This is a genomic window from Streptomyces sp. NPDC036822 (assembly GCF_055609145.1).
Genome location: NZ_JBVJPY010000022.1, coordinates 38,711 through 58,162 on the forward strand (window position 1 = coordinate 38,711; position 19,452 = coordinate 58,162).

Consider the following 19,452-nt stretch of genomic DNA (forward strand, 5'->3'; position numbering starts at 1 on the left):
CTCCGGCCCCTCGGCGACGGCCCCCGACGGCGCGATCGCGGTGACGGCCGGGACGGCGGCGGTCACCGCTCCCCGCGCCGTACGCGAAATCGGGCACATCGTTCTTCTCCTCCGATGACGGGACACAAGCAGGCAAAAAAGCCGTGCCCCGAGGCTGTTGGTGCTGCAGTGGCGCCACATTGGCAGAGGTGAGGGTGGTGCAGGGATGATGGGCGAGGCGGGAATGCGCCGTGGCCGATTCCCGCCAGGGCACCAACGGAACGAATGCGTCCGCCGAACGTCCCGTGAAGGTACGGAACGTCCGGTGACGTCCGGCGAGGGGTGGGGCAGCGATGCTGGGAGCGATAGGTCTCGACGAACGGCAGGAGTCCGCGTATCGCGCGTTGGTCGCGCTGGGCGCGGCCGAGGTGGCGGACCTGGCGCTCCGGCTCGCCCTGCCGGAGACGGACACCGAGCGGGCGCTGCGGCGGCTCGAGTCGCAGGGCCTGGCCGCGCAGTCCTCGGCGAAGACGGGGCGGTGGGTGGCGGCGCCCCCGGGCGTGGCGCTGGGCGCGCTGCTGACCCAGCAGCGGCACGAGCTGGAGCAGGCGGAGCTGGCGGCGGCGCTGCTCGCGGAGGAGTACCGGGCGGAGGCGACGGAGCCGGCCGTGCACGACCTGGTGGAGGTGGTGACCGGCGCGAGCGCCGTCACGCACCGGTTCCTGCAGCTGCAGCTCGGCGCGGCGGACGAGGTCTGCGCGCTGGTGACCGGGAAGCCGATGGTGGTGAGCGGCATGGAGAACGAGGCGGAGGAGCTGGCCGCCGGGCGGGGGGTGCGCTACCGGGTGGTGATCGAACGGGAGGTCCTGACGCTCCCGGCGGGGCTCGTGGAGCTGACGGCGGCGCTCGGCCGCGAGGAGCAGATCCGGGTGGTGGACCGGGTACCGACCAAGCTGGTGGTCGCCGACCGCTCCCTGGCGATGGTGCCGCTGACCGGCCGGGGGGCGGAGCCGGCGGCGCTCATGGTCCACGCGAGCGGCCTCCTGGAATCCCTCATGGGGCTCTTCGAGTCGGTCTGGCGCGATGCGCTCCCCCTGCGGCTCGGCGCGGGCGCGCAGGTGCGGGAGACGGAGGTGCCCGGGCCGGACGTGACCGACCTGGAGATCCTCTCGCTGCTCCTGGCGGGCATGACGGACGCGAGCGTGGCCAAGCAGCTGGACCTGGGGCTGCGCACGGTGCAGCGCCGGGTGAAGGGGCTGATGGAGCTGACGGGGGTGACGACCCGGCTCCAGCTGGGCTGGCACGCGTACGAGAAGGGCTGGGTGGCCCGGTAGCGGCGCCCCGGGAGAGCGGCGCTCCCGGAAGTGCCGGAGTCCCCGGACGGGCAGCGCCCCGCGGTGCCGCGACCTGCGCGGGGCCCCCGCGTCCTGCACGCTTGTCCAATGGGTGTGTGGCAGCTGTTGCTGGTGGCGATGGTGATGCTGCTGGGCCTGTTCGGGGTCCTGGCCCCCGGCGTGCCCGGGCCCTGGCTGATCTGGGCGGCCATGCTCTGGTGGTCCCTGCACGAGAAGACCGGCCTCGCCTGGATCCTGCTCGTCTCCTCGACGGCGCTGCTGCTGCTCACCCAGGTGGTCGTATGGCAGCTGCCGCAACGCCGGCTGCGGGGGGTGGGCATCTCCCAGCGGATGGTGGCGTACGCGGGGACCGGCGCGTTGCTCGGCTTCGTCCTCGTGCCCGTGCTCGGCGCGGTCCCCGGCTTCGTCGGCGGGATCTACCTCTCCGAGCGGCTGCGCCTGGGCGGCCACGGGCAGGCGAAGGCGGCCACCCGCAGGGTGATGCGGGCGGCCGGGACGAGCGTGCTGGTCGAGCTGTTCGCCTGCCTGCTGATCGTCGGGGCGTGGGTGGGTGCGGTCCTCTGGGGCTGAGCCCGGCCGGCCCCTCAGCGGCTCAGGGTCCGCTCCCGGTCGCACGGGCGGCGGTCTCCGGCCGGTCGATGGTGATCATGCCCGGCGGTCTTCGAGGTAGCGCAGGGCGTAGGACCTCCAGGGCCGCCAGCCCTCCGCGTCGGGGGCGCCGTCCGGTGCCACGTCCGGGTCGCCGAGGGCCCGCATCCGGATGAGGCCCGCGACGGCGGCCGTGACGCCCGGGACGGCGAGCAGGGCCCGCTCGGACTCGTCGCGGTCGGCGCCCGGGTCGAGGCGTACGGCCCCGGTGGCGAGGGCGGCCGCGAGCGGCCCGGCGACGGGGTGGCCGGTGAGTTCGGCGGGTTCGGGGAAGAGGCGGGTCAGGCCGCCGCAGGGCTGGTCCAGGGCCGTGCCGCGCGTCGCGGCCAGCCGCGCGGCCTCCTCCGGGCCGACGAGGGTCCGCAGGGCGAACTCCTCGGGGTCGGCCGCGCCCGGGGAGCGGACGCCGGGGCGGGCGGCCACCCGCGCGGCCAGCCGTGGGTCGGCGCCGAGGCGCTCGGCGACGGCGTGCGGATCGGCGTCCAGGTCGAGGAGCCGGCGCAGCCGCTGCACGGCGGTGGTCAGGTCGCGCAGGTCGGTGAGGTGGATCCGGGCGTCCAGCCAGGGGCCGGCGGACCGCTCGTCGACGGAGACGATGCCCGTGCCGTGCGGGAGGCGGAGCGTGCGGCGGTACGTGCGGCGGCCGGGATCGCCGAGGACCTCCTCGACCCGGGGCAGGGCTTCCTGGGCGAGCAGGTCGAAGACCTCGCGGGCGGCGTAGGGCCCGCGGTGGGCGAGCCTGAGCGGGATGCCGGCGGTCCGGGCTGGGGCGCCGCCGGGGCCGTTGCCGTCGGCGTCGCCCGGCCGCGGGCCCTGGCGGCGGGCCCCGGTGCCGGCCGCGCGGGAGGCGGTTTCGGTGCCGGCCTCGGCGCGGAGTCCGGAGGGGGTACGGGCGTAGATGCGGCGGATGGTGTCGTTGAACTGGCGCACGCTGGCGAAGCCGGACGCGAAGGCGATCTCGGTGATCGGCAGGTCGGTGGTCTGCAGGAGGAGACGCGCCGTGTGCGCCCGCTGGGCGCGGGCGAGCGCGACCGGGCCGGCGCCCAGCTCCGCGGTGAGCTGGCGCTGGACCTGGCGGGCGCTGTAGCCGAGCCGCCCGGCGAGGCCGGGCACGCCCTCGCGGTCGACGACGCCGTCGCCGATCATCCGCATGGCGCGCCCCACGACATCGGCGCGTACGTTCCACTCGGCGGATCCGGGCACGGCGTCCGGCCGGCAGCGCCGGCAGGCGCGGAAGCCGTGGCCCTGGGCGGCGGCCGCGGTGGGGAAGAACGTGACGTTCTTGCGTCGGGGGGTGACGGCGGGGCAGCTGGGCCGGCAGTAGATGCCGGTGGTCGCCACGGCGAAGAAGAACTCCCCGTCGAATCGCGCGTCGCGGCTGCTGACCGCTTCGTACCTGGTGTCCTCGTCCTTCACAGGGTCCAGTGTGCGGGACCGCGCGAGGCGGTTCCGGCGGTTTTCGGACATGGCGTTCCGGGGTCGCCCGGCGCCCCGTGCGGTCCGCCCCGTACGGGGCGGACCGCACGGGGCGGACCGGGCTGACCGGGCTGACCGGGCTGACCGGCGGCGGCTACCGCGCGTGGCCGCGCTTCAGGACCAGCGCCGCGCGGCCCGCGGCGCCCTTGCGCTTCCAGTCCTTGAGCATCTCGGCCCGCAGACGGGCGTCGGTCTTGGCGACGATGCGCTGGTTCTCGCGCAGGAGCTTGCGGTAGCTCTCCAGACGACGGACCGGCAGCGTGCCGTCGTCGACGGCCGCCGTCACCGCGCAGCCCGGTTCGGACTCGTGGGCGCAGTCGTGGAAGCGGCAGTCCTCCGCGAGGCTCTCGATCTCGGAGAAGACCTGGCCGACACCGCTCTCGGCGTCCCAGAGGCCGACTCCGCGCAGCCCCGGGGTGTCGATCAGGACGCCTCCCGCGGGCAACCGGAGCAGATTGCGGGTGGTCGTGGTGTGGCGGCCCTTGCCGTCCACGTCACGGGCGGCCTGGACGGACATGACGTCCTCGCCGAGCAGGGTGTTGGCGAGCGTCGACTTGCCGGCGCCGGAGGTGCCGAGGAGCACGCTCGTCCCGCCCGCCACGACCGAGGCGAGCACGTCCACGCCCTCTCCGGTCGTGGCGCTGACCGGCAGCACCTGTACGCCCGGTGCGGAGGTCTCGACGTCCTGGACGAGATAGGAGAGCCCGACCGGGTCGGGCACCAGGTCGGCCTTGCTGAGCACGACGAGGGGCTGGGCGCCCGACTCCCACGCGAGGGCGAGGAAGCGCTCGACGCGCCCGAGGTCCAGCTCGACGGCGAGCGAGACGGTGATGATCGCGTGGTCGACGTTGGCCGCGAGGATCTGGCCCTCGGACCGCTTGGAGGAGGTGGACCGCGCGAACGCCGTCCGGCGCGGCAGCAACGCCCGTACGTAACGGGGGTGGCCGCCCTCGGGGTCGACGACGGCCCAGTCACCGGTGCAGACGACCCGCAGCGGATCGTGCGGGGTCACGAACGCCGTGTCGGCGCGGACGACCCCGTCGGCGGTGACCAGGTCGCACTGACCCCGGTCGACGCGGACGACGCGGCCGGGCAGCAGGCCCTGGGCGACGTACGGGGCGGAGGCGGCTTCCCAGCCCTCGTCCCAGCCGTAGGCGGAGAGCGGGTGCGCGGAAGAGCAGAGCGATGCCTGGAAAGAGGCGAAAGACAAGGGGGGACCCTTCACAAGGGTGGCCCCGGCACGCGCCGCACAGGACGCGAGGTGAGAAGAGGTCAGCCGGAGACCACGGAGGTGGAGTGGGACAACTGCTGGATGCGGGCAACACCCGTCGTCATGACGGCCATCGGACACACCTCCTGATTCACACCGGGTCTCGGCCACGGACGGCTCACCGAGCCGGTCCGAAGGAACGAGCAGACCTTAACGCGGCCCCCGTCCGCCCCGCCACGCATTTATCGCCCCGCCGAACGGGGCGGGGACGGCACGGTGGAGCCCGCGCCCCGGCGGGCCTTCCGAGCCCGCCCGCCCCCGCCCCGGCGGGCCTCCGAGCGCGCCTTCGCCCGCGCACCACCCGACAAGGGCCGGGTCACCCGGCGCAGGTGTCCTCATAGGGCACACCGGGCACGTCCCTCTTCCAGGCGTCCTCGGAGAGCCCGGAACCGACGATCCGGCAGGCGAGGCCGCTGACGTCGGAGAGGGTTCCGGGCAGATCGCCGAGGTGCCACAGCCGGACGGTGCCGCCCGCCTCGGGGAGCAGGGCCAACGTCCCGCCGCCGGGGTGGAACCGGGCGTCCGTGACCGTCTCCTCCAGCGTCGCCGCGAGGGCGGGCCGGGCCGGGTCGAAGACGTCCCAGAGCTGGACGGCGCCGTGCTCCTCCGCGGTGGCGAGCAGGTGGCCGGCTGGGTGGTGGACGACCCGTACGGGCTTCCGCGCCGGCACGGAACCGACCGGGTCCGAGCCGATGACCGGGCCGACCGGCCACAGCTCGACCCCGTCCTCGCGGAAGTTCTCCGCCGCCAGCCGACGTCCGTCGGGGCTGAAGTCCGCCTGGTCCATCCCCAGCAGCGAAGGGATCGGCGAGCGGCGGTCACCGGGCGGGCGCGCGGCATGGCGCACCCGGACGGGTGCCGCCGGATCCGTCACGTCCCAGAGGGACCCCGAGAGAGCCAGCAGTCGGCCGTCCGGGCTGAAGACGGTGGGGGTGGCGGCGATGACGTGCCGTGGCATGACGGGCGCCGGATCGTCGGTCTCGTCGAGCAGCCGGTTGAGCGACTCCTGCAGGTACGAGCGGCTGGGCACCGTGGTGCTCGTGTCCCACAGGGCGACCCAGGTGCTGCTGAACAGGTTCGTCTTGCCCGAGGCGGCCAGCGTGGCGGTGCGGGGGTTGAAGGCCAGCGAGGTCACACCCGTGGGCGTGGCCAGCACGGCCCGCCGTCGCGGCCGGTCGGGGTCCGACACGTCCCAGAGCACGATCTCGCCGCGGGCGGAGACGGTGTCCGCGATCGTGCCCGCCGCCAGGGCGGTTCCGTCCCGGTTGAAGGCCACCGTCTTCACCGGCTGACCGGACGGGCTCCGCAGGGGCGGCAGTGCGCGGGGACGGGCCGGATCGGTGGTGTCCCAGAGGTGGACGTCACCTCCGAAGCCGCCCGCCGCCAGCCTGCGTCCGTCGGGGCTGAACGCGACGCTGGAGAGGCTCACGTCCCGGGAGGGAAGGGCGGCTCCGCGGCGGAGTCCGGAACGGAGGGCGACGCGCCAGCGGGAGAGCGAACCGGATTCGTCGGCCATGACGACGTGGTCGCCGCTGAACGCGAACGCCACGGGCTCACCCGGACCGGAGAGCCGGGACGGTCCGACGGGCCGCGCCGGATCCGTGACGTCCCACAGTTGCGTCCGCTGCCCGTCGGACAGCGTGACGACGCGGCGTCCGTCGGGCCGGAAGGCGGCCTTGGCGACCCTGGTCGGGTGTTCCAGGACGGCGGTTCTCCTGGGTGAGGCCGGGTCTCTGAAGTCCCACAACGCGAGCTTGTGCCCGCTTCCCACCGCCAGGACCGGGGCCGTCGGGCTGACGGCCAGCGTCCCCTCCGTGAAGCCGCGTTCGTGGAAGACCGCACGGGGGCGGCGCGCGTCCCTGATGTCCCAGAGCTGCCAGCCGGAGAAGTGGGCGATGGAGTCCGGTCCGAAGGAGTGGTCCGCCGTCGCCAGGCCGGCGGCGGTGACCAGGGTGCGTCCGTCGGCGCTGAAGCGGACGGTGCCGGCATCGGTGGCGGCGGTCGGCGCGGAGATCCTGCGCGGCGAGGCCGGGTCGCCGATGTCCCACAGGGTCAGGGTGCCGTCCCCGCCGCCGGCCACGACCGCCAGCGTCCTGCCGTCCGGGCTGAAGGCGCAGTCCGTCACCTGTTCCACGCCCGCCCGGAAGGGCAGTCGGAGGGGGTGCGCGCGGTCCGCCAGGTCCCACAGGGACAGCTCGTGGACGGGCGCTGCGCCGTCGCCGACGGTGACCACCGCGAGACGCCGCCCGTCGGGGCTCAGCGAGACGCCCGACACCTTGTCGCGGAAGCCGGTCAGGGTGGCGAGCCGCCGCGGGCGCAGCGGGTCCACGGTGTCCCACAGGGTGACGGAACCGGCACGGTCGTCGCCGACGACCAGGAGCGTGCCGCTCTGGAAGAAGGTGGCGACGCCGTCCACGGGTCCGAGCGCCGCGTCCGCCGACGCCCCGTCGAAGCGGGTCTGCTGAAGTGTGGTGACGAGTCCCTGCCGGCCCTCCGCCGTCGGGGCGACCCGCTGGGCGGCGAGGCCGAGCCGCAGGGACCGGCGGGGGTCGCTGTCGCGAAGACTCTCCGCCTGCGCCCTGAGCGTCCGGGCGACCGCCGGCAGCCGCTGCGCCTCCGCCGCCGCGCGCTCTTGGTCGGCTCGCCGGCTCTGGGACTGCGCGACGAGCGCGCCGCCGACGGCGAGGAGCGTCGACACGACCACCACGGCCACGGCGCCGCGCAGGAGTACGGCGGTCCGGCGTGCCAGCCGGACCGAGGCGTCCAGGAAGTCCGAGACCGGGGGCCCGAGGCCGTCACGGCCGGGTCCGGCCGCCCAGGCACGGGCCTTCGCCAGCCGGCTGCCCCGGTAGAGGTGGGCGCGGTCCCGGTGCCCGCTCGCCCAGGCTGCCGCGTCGTCCTCGAGCTGCTGGCGCAGCAGGTTGGCGGCCCGGCCGGTGTGCAGCCAGCCGTGCAGGCGGGGCCAGGCCCGGAGGAGGGCCTCATGGGTGAGGGTGACCGTGTCCTGCCACCGGGTGTCCCGCTGACGGACGTCCCGCAGCCGGGTGAGCAGCCGCCGCTCGGTGAAGCCGGCCAGCACGGCCTCGGCCGTCCGCTGCTCCAGCCCTTGCGTCAGCCGAGCCGTGGGGACGGTCCGTCGCGTGTCGTCGTCACCCTTCTCGCCGATCCGGACCAGACGGCGGAGCATCACCTCCGCCGCTGCCCGCCCGAGGGGGTCCAGGGCGTGGAAGGCGGCTTCGGCACTCCGGGCGACGGCTTCGTGGATGCCTCCGGTGGCCGTGTAGCGCTCCACGGTCATGGTGGAGCCCTGCCGCTGCTGCCACGTCAACCGGAGTGCGTGGGCGAGGTGCGGGAGCCGCCCGGCCTCGTAGCCCTCCCGGGCGCCGGTGGTGGCGCCGAGGTCGGTCAGCAGCAGCTCGACCAGCCCTTCCTCCAGTTCGAGCCCGACCGAGCGGGCCGGAAGGATGATCGCCTCGCGCAGCTCCGTCCGGTCCATCGGGCCGACGGCGACCTGACGGCGCTCCAGGGCCTCGCGGAGCGGCCGGTACCCCAGAGCGTGGCCGTAGAAGTCCGCCCGCAGCCCGTAGACGACCAGCGCGGGCCCCTGCGCCCGGGCCAGCCGGTCGAGGGCGTCGGTGAACCGGGTCCGCTCCCGCTCGTCGGTGACGAGGGTGAACAGCTCCTCCGCCTGGTCGACCACGACCACCAGGCGGCCGGCCCCTCGCTCGGTGAGAGCGGCGCTCAGACGGACGGCCAGCGCGTCGGGGTCGTGGGCGAGTTCGCGGCCGATGGCCTCCGGCTCGACGCCGGTCAGCCCCGCGAGGTGGGTCGTCAGCGCCGCCACGGGGTTTGCGGTCGGGGTGAAGATCAGGCAGGGCCAGTGGCGCGAGCCGGGCAGGGCGCCGCGGGCGAGGTCCGGGGCGAGGCCGGCCCGGAGGAGGGACGACTTGCCCGCGCCGGAATCGGCCACCACGGCCAGGGCGCCGCCCTCCCGGAGGCAGTCGTCGAGGCCGGCCGTCAGCCGGGCGCGCAGGGCGTCCCGGCCGAAGTACCACCGTGACTGTTCGATGCCGAAGGCGCTCATGCCCGGGTAGGGGCACTCGTCGCCGGCGGCCTGCCCCGGCTGCACGCGGTCCACCCGGTGGGTGCCGTCCCAGTAGTGCAGGTGCAGGTCCCGGCCGGCGATGTTCTGGTTCCCGGCCGCCAGGTAGATGGTCCCGGACCCGGAGGCGTACGCCTCCATCCGCACCTCGCGCCCGGTCGGCTCGGGGGTCACTGGCCGGTGATGTTCATGGTGCCGCCGGACATGTAGAGCCTGGCGTTGTCCGAGGCGGTGCCGTGCATCTCCACCCGGCCGGGCCGGTCGGCCTCGGGCGTCCCGGGGCCCAGCTTGCCGAGCAGCTCGCGGAGCTGGGACTCCAGTGCCGGATCGGCCGCAAGGATGCCGAGCAACCGGACGCGCCACTGCGTCGTCAGGCCGTCCTCGGTCGTGTCGTCCCCCGCCCGGCGGGCGGTAAGGATCTCGGTGCGGGCCTCGACCAGTTCGGCCTCGACCGTCTCGGCCTCCTCGGGGCGGGCCCGCTGCCACAGGGCGACGACCGCCCTCTTGACGTGCTCCCAGCCGTCCGTCGCCAGCAGACCGACCACCGTGGTCGCGGCCGACGACGCCAGCGTCACCAGTTCGGCTTCCATCCCCCACCCTCTCGCCGTCCGGCTCGTCCTGAACGGTGCGGGGCCGCGCCGGCCGTATGTCCCCGCTCCCCTGTGCGATCACCACTCACCCTACGACGCTTGCGGGCGAGGCGAGTTGGGTTCCCCGGAGCCAGCCGTGCAGGCGGGGCCACGCGGTCCTGGGCCCGCGCGTGGCGCGAGGACGGCGACGTCCGATTCGTACAAGACGGCCCCCTCCGCTGCTGCCTACCGTACGAGCATGAACGCACCACGACTTGACGTGATCGGACTGGTGGTCTCCGACATGGCCGCCTCGCTCGCCTTCTACCGCCGTCTCGGACTCGACGTCCCCGCCGAGGCGGACGCGCAGCCGCATGTGGAGGCCGTCCTGCCCGGAGGGCTGCGGATCGCCTGGGACACCGAGGACGTCATCCGCTCCTTCGACCCGGGCTGGACCAGGCCCGAGGGCGGCGACCGGATCGGGCTCGCCTTCCGCTGCGACGGACCGCGCGAGGTCGACGCGGCGTACGAGGCGCTGACCTCGGCCGGCTACCGCGGGCACCTCGAGCCCTGGGACGCCTTCTGGGGGCAGCGCTACGCGGTGGTCCTCGACCCGGACGGCTGCGGTGTCTCCCTCTTCGCCCCGTCCGAGGTGTGAAGGGCCGGCCCGAGGTCGTGTCCGTGAAGTCTCGTCTGGGCCGCGGGCCGACCCGTATCGGCTCCGCCCGTGAGGGCGGAGAGGGTCGTGCCGGTCAGCGCCCGTGTCTCACGGGCCAGATGGGCCTGGTCGGCGCAGCCGGCGCGGAGGGCCGCCTCCGCGTACGGCAGGCCCGCCCTGGCCAGGGCGAGCGCGCGCTGGAGCCGGAGGATGCGAGCCAGGGTCTTGGGGCCGTAGCCGAAGGCGTCGAGGGAGCGCCGGTGCAGTTGCCGGGCGCCGAGCCCGACCGCCTCGGAGGTCTCGGCCACCGGTCGGCCGGCGTCCAGCCGCCGTACGACCTCCCGGGGCAGCGGGTCCGGGGCGGGGGCGTCCGCGGCCCGGCGCACCGCCAGCGTCTCAAGCGCGGCCGCGGGGTCGGGCGCCGCGGCGATCCGTTCGCCGAGCCGCCGCGCCCGTGCCGCGCCCCACAGCGCGCCGAGCTCGATCCGCCGGTCGCGCAGTTCGCTCGCCGGTACGCCGAACAGGGCGGGCGCGTCACCGGGTGCGAAGCGGATCCCGGCGTAATGGGCGACGGTGGCCTCGGGGACGTACGCCCGGGTGTCGGGCCCGGCCACGAACAGGCGGCCGTCGCACCACAGCAGGTCCATGCACCCGTCGGGCAGCACGGGGTACGGCGCGCCGGGCCCGGCGGTGAGCACGCGGGTCCAGACGACGGCTCCCTCGACCCGCGCCGGACGTTCTTCGTACACACCTCCGAGGGTAGGCGGCCGGACCGGCAGGTTCACCCTCCCGGCGCCGTCAGCCGTCCGTCACTCCTTCTCCCAGCCCGAGTGCAGGCGCGACTTGACGTCGTCGGGGGGCAGGAACCGCGACCAGCGTTCGGGGAACTCCGACGGCATGTCCGGGTCGTCCTCGTCGACGTCCTCCGCCTCGGCGCGCAGCCGGGCGACGAGATCGGCTGCCTGGGCGGCGCGGGCGCGTTCACTGGCCTCGCGGGCGGCGGCGGTGGCGACCGAGGGCCAGACGCGGTCGATGGCCGCGTTCACCGCCGCTCCGACCAGGACCGCGAAGGCGGAGATGCCGATCCAGAGCAGGACGGCGATCGGGGCCGCGAGGGAGCCGTAGATCGTGGGCCCCTCGACCTGGCTGGTGAGGTAGATCCGCAGCAGGAAGCTGCCGAGCACCCACATGCCGAGGGCCATCAGGGCGCCGGGGATGTCCTCGATCCACGGTGAGCGGACGGGTACGGACACGTGGTAGAGCGTGGTGAGGAAGGCGATGGAGAGCAGGATGACGGCCGGCCAGTACAGCACCGAGACGACTTCCGTGCCCCAGGGGATCAGTTCGACCACACGGTCGGGGCCGACGACCGCGAGCGGCAGGACGACCGCGCCGATGAGCAGCGCCACGAGGTAGAGCAGGAAGGCGAGGAGCCTGGTCTTCACGATGCCGCGGTGCCCGTCGAGGCCGTACATCACGGTGATGGTGTCGATGAAGACGTTCACCGCGCGGGAGCCGGACCACAGGGCGATGGCGAAGCCGATCGAGATCAGGTCGGGGCGTTTGCCCTGGGTGACGTCGTCCAGGAGGGGTCGGGCGATGTCACGGACGCCCCGGTCGGACAGGACCGTCCCGGCGGCCCGGAGGATGTTCTCCTCGATGCTGGCGACCGTGTCGGTGTTGGTCCAGTCGTCGGCGTAGCCGAGGAGCGCGATGAGGCCGAGGAGCAGCGGCGGCAGCGACAGCAGGGTGAAGAACGCGGCCTCCGCGGCGAGGCCGAGGATGCGGTACTCGATGCACGAGTTGACGGTGTCCTTCAGGAGCAGCCAGACCATCTTCCGCTTCGACACGTTGCGGTAGAGGACGCGCGCGCGGTGGAGTCTGCTCCCGCGCCGCCGCTCGGGTGTTTCATTTGCTGCCTGCACCTCCTTACCGTATCGGCATGGCAGCCACCACCCATACAGTGACCAACCAGGCTCCGCCCCTGGTGGGATATGACGTCTTCTCGTCGGACCGGGCTCTGGCGGAGGCCGTGGAGCGCCATCTGGCGCCGGACGTCCTCGCGGACGCGCGGGACGAACTGACGACGCTCGGCCGGTCGGCGGGGTCGGCGCAGGTACGGGAGTGGGGGGCGCTCGCCGACGAGTACCCGCCCCGGCTGCGGACGCACGACCGGTACGGCCACCGGATCGACCAGGTCGACTTCCATCCCTCCTGGCACCGGCTGCTGGGGAAGTCGGTCAACGCGGGGTTGACCGCGGCCTGGGGCCGTCCGGGTGGACATGTGCGCCGGGCCGCCGGGTTCCTGGTGCAGACGCAGGTCGAGGCGGGGCACGGCTGTCCGCTGTCGATGACGCACGCCGCGGTGCCGGCGCTGCGCGCCGATCCGGCGCTGGCCTCCGTCTGGGAGCCGCTGCTGACCTCCCTGGTGTACGAGGAGGAGCTGCGGCCGCCCCGGGAGAAGAGCGGGGTGCTCTTCGGGATGGGGATGACGGAGAAGCAGGGCGGGAGCGACGTCCGGGAGAACACGACGCGGGCCCGGCCGCTGGAAGCCGACGGCGAGTACGTCCTGACCGGGCACAAGTGGTTCTGCTCCGCCCCGATGTCGGACGCGTTCCTGGTCCTCGCCCAGGCGGCGGAGGGGCTGACCTGCTTCCTGGTGCCACGGGTGCTGGACGACGGCTCCCGCAACGCGTTCGCGATCCAGCGGCTCAAGGACAAGCTGGGGAACCGGTCGAACGCATCCGCCGAGGTGGAGTTCGACGGGACGACGTGGGCGCGCCGGGTCGGCGAGGAGGGGAGCGGGATCCGGACGATCATCGGGATGGTGGCGGCGACCCGGCTGGACTGCGTCCTGGGGTCGGCCGGTCTGATGCGCCAGGCGGTGGCGCAGGCCGTGCACCACGCCGGGCACCGGCGGGCGTTCGGCGGACTGCTGGCCGACAAGCCGCTGATGCGCAACGTGCTGGCGGATCTGGCGCTGGAGTCGGAGGCGGCGACGGTCCTCGGGATGCGGCTCGCGGCCGCGTACGACGCCGACACGGAGGCGGAGCGGGCGTTCGCGCGGATCGCGGTACCGGTGGCGAAGTACTGGGTGACGAAGCGGTGCACGCCGGCCGTGGCGGAGGCGCTGGAGTGCCTGGGCGGCAACGGCTACGTGGAGGAGTCGGGGATGCCGAGGCTGCTGCGCGAGTCGCCGCTCAACTCGATCTGGGAGGGTTCGGGCAACGTCCAGGCGCTGGATGTGCTGCGGGCGTTGCGGAGGGAGCCGCAGGCGCTGAACGCCTTCCTGACGGAGGTCGGCAGGGCACGGGGCGCGGACCACCGGCTGGACGGGGCGATCAGGGACATGCTCACCGAACTGGCCGACCTCGACGGGATCGAGGGGCGGGCGCGACGGGTGGTGGAGCGGATGGCGCTGGTGCTCCAGGGGTCGCTGCTGGTGCGGTGCGCACCGGCGGAGGTGGCGGACGCGTTCTGCGCCTCGCGGCTCGGCGGGGACTGGGGGTCGGCGTTCGGGACGCTGCCGCCGACCCTGGACCTGGGTGCGGTGGTGGAGCGGGCCCGGGTGGAGGTGGAGGCCTGATTCCGGCCGAGGGAGCGGGGCGGGGCGTGGGGCCCCCAGGGGCCGGCCGCGGGGAGCCGAAAGCCGAGGGTGGTGCTGCGCCGACACGGCACCACCCTCGGCTGACACCAATCTCCTGGACGCGCCCGCCGACTGCCAGAGTTGCAAAGGGTTGCAGCTTTTCGGGAAGCACGCTCCGCCGGGGGGCGCGAGCGGCACGATGGGCACTGTCTCCGCTTCTCCGCGGATCCGCCGCTCCGCTGATCCGCGCCTCTGCAGAACCGATACAGCGCCGGGTGGCGGGAAGGGACCGATGAAGAACACCCAGCTCGACATGAACCGGCTCGCCGCCATGGACGCCGCCCAGGCCACCCGGCTGCTGCACCTGGTCCGCGAGGAGACCCTGGCGGGCCGGACCCCGCCGATCGCGCCGCGCCCGGTCATCGACGCCTCCTGGCGGCGGATGTTCCGGCTCGGCCTCGACCCGGACCAGGGCACCAGCAGTGTGCTGCTGAAACGCGAGGAGCTGGAGGAACGGCGGCGCTCCACGGTCCTGGGCGAGGTCATGCGGACGCTGAGCACCGGCCTGGCCGGGATCGCCGACGCCTCGATGCAGATCATGGTGGTCACCGACGAGCAGGGACGGGTGCTGTGGCGCGAGGGCAATCTGGCGGTGCTGCGGCAGGCCAACGGCATCTGCCTGGAGGAGGGCGCGGCCTGGTCGGAGCACACCACCGGGACGAACGCGGTGGGGACGGCGCTCGCCATGCGCCGGGCGGTCCAGGTGCACTCGGCCGAGCACTACGTCCACACCCTCCACACCTGGACCTGCGCCGCCGCGCCGGTGCACGACCCACGTGACCAGCGGCTGCTGGGGATCGTGGACGTGAGCGGGCCGGCGTCGAGCTTCCATCCGGCGACGCTGGCCCTGGTCGGCTCGGTGGCCCAGCTCGCCGAGGCGGAGATGCGCCAGCGCCATCTGCGCTCGATCGAGCGGTTGCGCTCGGTGGCGGCGCCGATCCTGTGCCGGGTGGGCGGCCGGGCCGTCGCCGTGGACACGCACGGCTGGACGGCGGCGGTGACCGGGATGGTGCCGGTGGACCGGATCGCGCTGCCCACGTCGTTCCGGGCCGGGCGGGTGTGGCTGCCGGCGCTCGGCATGTGCGCGGTGGAGCCGCTGCCAGGCGGCTGGCTGCTGCGGGTGGAGGCGGAGCGGACGGCGGCGGACGACGCGGCGGCGGCCCCGAGCCGGGTGGTGCTCGATCTGAGCCGGCCGCGCCGGTGGTCGGTGACGGTGTCGGGCGCGGCGGGCAGCTGGTCGAGGGAGCTGAGCCCGCGCCACGCGGAGCTGCTGTTCGTCCTCGCGCTGCACCCCGGCGGGCGGACGGCGGCGGAGCTGGCGCAGGACGTGTTCGGGGACCGGACGCGGACGGTGACGGTACGGGCGGAGATGTCCCGGGTCCGCCGCACCCTGGCCGGTGTGCTCGCCCACCGTCCGTACCGCTTCGGCGAGGAGGTCGACGTGGAGGTCGTCCGCCCGCCACGGTCGGAGGATCTGCTGCCGCACTCCACGGCCCCGGCGATCCGCGCGGTCCGCGTACCCGGCCCCTCGGGGGAGCCCGGACCTGCGCGGGAGTAACGCACACGACGCCGGACCCCCATGGGAATCTCGCGCTCCGCATGATGCGATGGGCGTATGAGCATCACTCTCACCACCTGGTCCCTCGAACAGACCTCGGCCTCGGACCTGCGCCCCGCCGCCCCGCCCGTGGGTGACGACGTCAGGATCGTGCGGGCCGAGGTGCCCTCCCCCGAGTTCGCCCGCTTCCTCTATACGGCGGTCGGCGGCGACATCAGCTGGAACGACCGGCTGCACCTGTCGTACAAGGAGTGGCAGGAGATCGTCGAGCGTCCGGGGGCCGAGATCTGGGTGGCGTACGAGAAGGGGACGCCGGCCGGGTACGTGGAGCTGGACCCGCAGGACGACGGGGTCGTGGAGATCATCTACTTCGGGCTGATCCCGGCCTTCCGCGGGCGCCGCATCGGAGGCCATCTGCTGACCGAGGGCGTGCTGCGCGCCTGGGACCTGGCCGAGCGCTGGCCGGACCGGGAGCCGACCCGGCGGGTGTGGCTGCACACCTGCTCGCTGGACGGGCCGCACGCGATGGACAACTACCGGCGGCGCGGCTTCCGGCTCTTCGACACCACGGTGGAGGAGGCCGAGGAGGCGACGACCCCCGGCCCCTGGCCCGGCGCCCACGGCTGACCGGAAGGGCGCACCCTTCCCACCCTGAGCAGCACCCTCTCGGAGTGACCCACGGCACACCGTCTCGCGATGCGGGACGGTGGTGTCCACATAACGGACGAAGCTGGACTGAGTCCAAAGGCCCGTGACACGCTTCCGTCATGTCTGGAACTGGAATTGCCTTGGTGAGTCGGCGGCACGTCGACCTCGGCCGCATGTCCAGCGCCATCTGTCCGGCGCGCTGAGAGAACCAGCGACGCCGCGATCGACTTTCTGCACGACCCTGCTGCGCACCGACGCGCCACCCTCTGACCTGAGCGCGAGTGTGCAGGTCAGAGCCGCCCTCCCGCAGTCCCGAAGGACAAAACGCCATGGCCGCCACCCCGGAAAACCCCACTCCCGTCGCCGCCCGCCGCAAGGCCGGGCGTCACCGTGGCGAGGGTCAGTGGGCCGTGGGGCACTTCACCCCGCTGAACGGCAATGAGCAGTTCAAGAAGGACGACGACGGTCTCAACGTACGGACACGTATTGAGACGATCTACTCCAAGCGCGGATTCGACTCCATCGACCCCAACGACCTGCGCGGACGCATGCGCTGGTGGGGCCTCTACACCCAGCGCAAGCAGGGTCTGGACGGCACCAAGACCGGGGTCCTCGAGCCGGAGGAGCTGGACGACGAGTACTTCATGCTCCGGGTCCGCATCGACGGCGGCCGGCTGACCACCGAGCAGCTGCGCGTCATCGGCGAGATCTCGCAGGAGTTCGCGCGGGGCACCGCCGACATCACCGACCGCCAGAACGTGCAGTACCACTGGATCCGGATCGAGGACGTGCCCGAGATCTGGAACCGCCTGGAGGCGGTCGGTCTCTCCACGACCGAGGCCTGCGGCGACACCCCGCGCGTCATCCTCGGCTCGCCGGTCGCCGGCATCGCCGAGGACGAGATCATCGACGGCACCCCCGCCATCGACGAGATCCAGCGCCGGATCGTCGGCAACAAGGACTTCTCCAACCTGCCCCGCAAGTTCAAGTCGGCAGTCTCCGGCTCGCCGCTGCTCGACGTGGCGCACGAGATCAACGACATCGCCTTCGTCGGCGTGCACCACCCGGAGCACGGCCCCGGCTTCGACGTCTGGGTCGGCGGCGGCCTGTCCACCAACCCCAAGCTGGGCGTCCGCCTGGGCACCTGGGTCTCGCTCGACGAGGTCCCGGACGTCTACGAGGGCGTCATCTCGATCTTCCGCGACTATGGCTACCGCCGGCTGCGCAACCGCGCCCGCCTGAAGTTCCTCGTCGCGGACTGGGGCCCGGAGAAGTTCCGCCAGGTCCTGGAGGACGAGTACCTGAAGCGCAAGCTGACCGACGGCCCGGCTCCGGCCCAGCCCGCCGGCCAGTGGCGTGACCACGTCGGCGTCCACAAGCAGAAGGACGGCCGGTTCTACGTCGGGTTCGCGCCGCGCGTCGGCCGGGTCGACGGCGCCACGCTCACCAAGATCGCCGAGATCGCCGAGTCGCACGGCTCGGGCCGGCTCCGCACCACCGCCGAGCAGAAGATGATCGTCCTCGACGTCGAGGAGGCCCAGGTCGAGCCGCTGGTCTCCGCGCTGGAGTCGCTGGACCTGCGGGTCACGCCCTCGCCCTTCCGCCGCGGCACGATGGCCTGCACGGGCATCGAGTTCTGCAAGCTGGCCATCGTCGAGACCAAGGCGCGCGGCGCCTCGCTCATCGACGAACTCGAGCGCCGCATCCCGGAGTTCGACGAGCCGATCACCATCAACATCAACGGCTGCCCCAACGCCTGCGCCCGTATCCAGGTGGCGGACATCGGTCTCAAGGGCCAGCTGGTCATCGACGACGAGGGAAACCGGGTGGAGGGCTACCAGGTGCACCTCGGCGGCGCGCTCGGCCTGGAGGCCGGCTTCGGCCGCAAGGTCCGCGGCCTGAAGGTCACCGCGGCCGGTCTGCCGGACTACGTCGAGCGGGTCCTCAAGCGCTTCCAGGAGCAGCGCGAGGACGGCGAGCGCTTCGCCACCTGGGCGGCGCGCGCCTCGGAAGAAGCGTTGTCATGAGCGAGCGTGCCGCGCCGTTCCACTGCCCGTACTGCGGCGACGAGGACCTGCGTCCGAACGAGCGGGGTCACGGCGCCTGGGAATGCCGGGCATGCGGTCGAGCCTTCCAGCTGAAGTTCCTGGGGCTCCTCGCCCCGGAACCTCGGAGCTCGCGAAGCGACACCACTGGAGGGGAACAGATATGACGACGACCCAGGTCACCGGGACCACCGACCTCAAGGCCCTCGCCGAGCAGGCCGGACGCGACCTGGAGGACGCCTCCGCGCTGGAGATCCTCCGGTGGGCGACCGACACCTTCGGCAAGGAGTTCTGCGTCACCTCCTCCATGGAGGACGCGGTGGTCGCCCACCTCGCCTCGCGGGCCATGCCCGGCGTGGACGTCGTCTTCCTCGACACCGGCTACCACTTCCCCGAGACCATCGGCACCCGTGACGCGGTCGAGGCGGTGATGGACGTCAACGTCATCACGCTGACCCCCCGCCAGACGGTCGCCGAGCAGGACGCCGAGTACGGCCCCCGGCTGCACGACCGCGACCCCGACCGGTGCTGCGCGCTGCGCAAGGTCAAGCCCCTCGAAGAGGGCCTGACCGCCTACCGCGCCTGGGCGACCGGCCTGCGCCGCGACGAGTCCCCGACCCGGGCCGCCACCCCGGTCGTCGGCTGGGACGAGAAGCGGCAGAAGGTCAAGATCTCGCCCATCGCCCGCTGGACCCAGGACGACGTCGACGCGTACGTCGCCGAGCACGGCGTGCTCACCAACCCGCTGCTGATGGACGGATACGCCTCCGTCGGCTGCGCCCCCTGCACCCGCCGTGTCGAGGAGGGCGAGGACGCCCGCGCCGGCCGCTGGGCCGGGCGTGCCAAGACGGAATGCGGACTGCACGGCTGATGACCACCACCCAGACTTCCCAGGAGAACCACGTGACCGGTGCCACCATCTGGCTCACGGGCCTGCCGAGCGCCGGCAAGACCACCATCGCGTACGAGCTGGCCGGCCGCCTGCGCGGCGAGGGCCACCGCGTCGAGGTCCTCGACGGCGACGAGATCCGCGAGTTCCTCTCCGCGGGCCTCGGCTTCACCCGCGAGGACCGGCACACCAACGTGCAGCGGATCGGCTTCGTCGCCGAGCTGCTCGCCTCGAACGGCGTGAAGGTCCTGGTCCCGGTCATCGCCCCGTACGAGGACAGCCGCGAGGCCGTCCGCAAGCGTCACCAGTCCGAGGGCACCCCCTACGTGGAAGTGCACGTCGCCACTCCGGTCGACGTGTGCTCCGTCCGCGACGTGAAGGGGCTGTACGCCAATCAGGCCGCCGGCGAGATCAGCGGCCTCACCGGGGTCGACGACCCGTACGACGAGCCGGCCGACCCCGACCTGCGGATCGAGTCCCAGAACCAGTCCGTGCAGGAGTCCGCGGCGCAGCTGTACGCGCTGCTCACCGAGAAGGGCCTGCTGTGAGCGACGCACGCGCGGCCGGCCGGCCGCAGACGAATGCCGAAGCAGCACCTCTGCGCCGCGC

The 19,452-nt window shown here is 73.6% G+C and carries 17 protein-coding genes; 11 read left to right on the forward strand and 6 right to left on the reverse strand.

The window, feature by feature from the left end:
* Positions 1-332: 332 nt before the first annotated feature.
* Both ACZ68P_RS31890 and ACZ68P_RS31895 read left to right on the forward strand, forming a co-directional pair.
* Complete coding sequence (locus ACZ68P_RS31890; protein ID WP_471012379.1) at positions 333-1,313, forward strand: helix-turn-helix domain-containing protein; 981 nt, start codon at positions 333-335, stop codon at positions 1,311-1,313.
* Between the two features lie 108 nt (positions 1,314-1,421).
* Entirely contained in the window at positions 1,422-1,904 is a 483-nt protein-coding gene (locus ACZ68P_RS31895) for a DUF456 domain-containing protein (RefSeq protein ID WP_471012381.1), read from the forward strand.
* A gap of 75 nt (positions 1,905-1,979) precedes the next feature.
* On the opposite strand, the gene ACZ68P_RS31900 is transcribed toward ACZ68P_RS31895, so the two are convergent.
* The 4 genes from ACZ68P_RS31900 to ACZ68P_RS31915 form a co-directional block, all read right to left on the reverse strand.
* Positions 1,980-3,449, reverse strand: coding sequence for a bifunctional transcriptional activator/DNA repair enzyme AdaA (locus ACZ68P_RS31900; RefSeq protein ID WP_471012383.1), 1,470 nt, complete (start codon positions 3,447-3,449; stop codon positions 1,980-1,982).
* A gap of 103 nt (positions 3,450-3,552) precedes the next feature.
* On the reverse strand, positions 3,553-4,668 hold the full coding sequence (gene rsgA / locus ACZ68P_RS31905) for a ribosome small subunit-dependent GTPase A (protein WP_471012385.1): 1,116 nt from the start codon (positions 4,666-4,668) through the stop codon (positions 3,553-3,555).
* Between the two features lie 376 nt (positions 4,669-5,044).
* Entirely contained in the window at positions 5,045-9,004 is a 3,960-nt protein-coding gene (locus ACZ68P_RS31910; protein WP_471012386.1) for an nSTAND1 domain-containing NTPase, read from the reverse strand.
* On the reverse strand, positions 9,001-9,420 hold the full coding sequence (locus tag ACZ68P_RS31915) for a hypothetical protein (protein WP_471012387.1): 420 nt from the start codon (positions 9,418-9,420) through the stop codon (positions 9,001-9,003). The genes ACZ68P_RS31910 and ACZ68P_RS31915 overlap by 4 nt, the downstream gene beginning before the upstream one ends.
* Before the next feature lie 238 nt (positions 9,421-9,658).
* On the opposite strand from ACZ68P_RS31915, the gene ACZ68P_RS31920 reads away from it, so the two are divergent.
* Entirely contained in the window at positions 9,659-10,057 is a 399-nt protein-coding gene (locus tag ACZ68P_RS31920) for a VOC family protein (RefSeq protein ID WP_471012388.1), read from the forward strand.
* On the opposite strand, the gene ACZ68P_RS31925 is transcribed toward ACZ68P_RS31920, so the two are convergent.
* The gene (locus tag ACZ68P_RS31925; protein ID WP_471012389.1) at positions 9,994-10,806 is read right to left on the reverse strand and encodes a helix-turn-helix domain-containing protein; all 813 of its coding nucleotides are present in this window, start codon (positions 10,804-10,806) and stop codon (positions 9,994-9,996) included. The two genes, ACZ68P_RS31920 and ACZ68P_RS31925, sit on opposite strands and share 64 nt — an antisense overlap.
* 60 nt (positions 10,807-10,866) lie before the next feature.
* On the reverse strand, positions 10,867-11,982 hold the full coding sequence (locus ACZ68P_RS31930; protein WP_471012391.1) for a YihY/virulence factor BrkB family protein: 1,116 nt from the start codon (positions 11,980-11,982) through the stop codon (positions 10,867-10,869).
* Positions 11,983-11,999: 17 nt separating this feature from the next.
* On the opposite strand from ACZ68P_RS31930, the gene ACZ68P_RS31935 reads away from it, so the two are divergent.
* The 8 genes from ACZ68P_RS31935 to cysC all read left to right on the forward strand — a co-directional run bounded on the left by ACZ68P_RS31935 (position 12,000) and on the right by cysC (position 19,391).
* Positions 12,000-13,643 carry an acyl-CoA dehydrogenase family protein gene (locus tag ACZ68P_RS31935; protein WP_471012392.1) on the forward strand — a complete coding sequence of 548 codons (1,644 nt, stop codon included), beginning with the start codon at positions 12,000-12,002 and terminating at the stop codon, positions 13,641-13,643.
* A gap of 292 nt (positions 13,644-13,935) precedes the next feature.
* Positions 13,936-15,261 carry a helix-turn-helix domain-containing protein gene (locus ACZ68P_RS31940; protein ID WP_471012393.1) on the forward strand — a complete coding sequence of 442 codons (1,326 nt, stop codon included), beginning with the start codon at positions 13,936-13,938 and terminating at the stop codon, positions 15,259-15,261.
* A gap of 57 nt (positions 15,262-15,318) precedes the next feature.
* Positions 15,319-15,888 carry a GNAT family N-acetyltransferase gene (locus ACZ68P_RS31945; RefSeq protein ID WP_471012395.1) on the forward strand — a complete coding sequence of 190 codons (570 nt, stop codon included), beginning with the start codon at positions 15,319-15,321 and terminating at the stop codon, positions 15,886-15,888.
* 140 nt (positions 15,889-16,028) lie between these two features.
* Positions 16,029-16,112: a putative leader peptide gene (locus ACZ68P_RS31950; RefSeq protein WP_310591794.1), complete on the forward strand. Its 84-nt coding sequence runs from the start codon at positions 16,029-16,031 to the stop codon at positions 16,110-16,112.
* A 126-nt stretch (positions 16,113-16,238) separates the two neighbouring features.
* Positions 16,239-17,936: a nitrite/sulfite reductase gene (locus tag ACZ68P_RS31955; RefSeq protein ID WP_471012397.1), complete on the forward strand. Its 1,698-nt coding sequence runs from the start codon at positions 16,239-16,241 to the stop codon at positions 17,934-17,936.
* Positions 17,933-18,121, forward strand: a complete 189-nt coding sequence (locus tag ACZ68P_RS31960) for a hypothetical protein (RefSeq protein WP_471012399.1) — start codon at positions 17,933-17,935, stop codon at positions 18,119-18,121. The genes ACZ68P_RS31955 and ACZ68P_RS31960 overlap by 4 nt, the downstream gene beginning before the upstream one ends.
* Entirely contained in the window at positions 18,118-18,825 is a 708-nt protein-coding gene (locus tag ACZ68P_RS31965; protein ID WP_471012400.1) for a phosphoadenylyl-sulfate reductase, read from the forward strand. Before ACZ68P_RS31960 ends, ACZ68P_RS31965 begins: the two co-directional genes overlap by 4 nt.
* Complete coding sequence (gene cysC, locus ACZ68P_RS31970) at positions 18,807-19,391, forward strand: adenylyl-sulfate kinase (RefSeq protein WP_471012401.1); 585 nt, start codon at positions 18,807-18,809, stop codon at positions 19,389-19,391. Before ACZ68P_RS31965 ends, cysC begins: the two co-directional genes overlap by 19 nt.
* Positions 19,392-19,452: the final 61 nt, after the last annotated feature.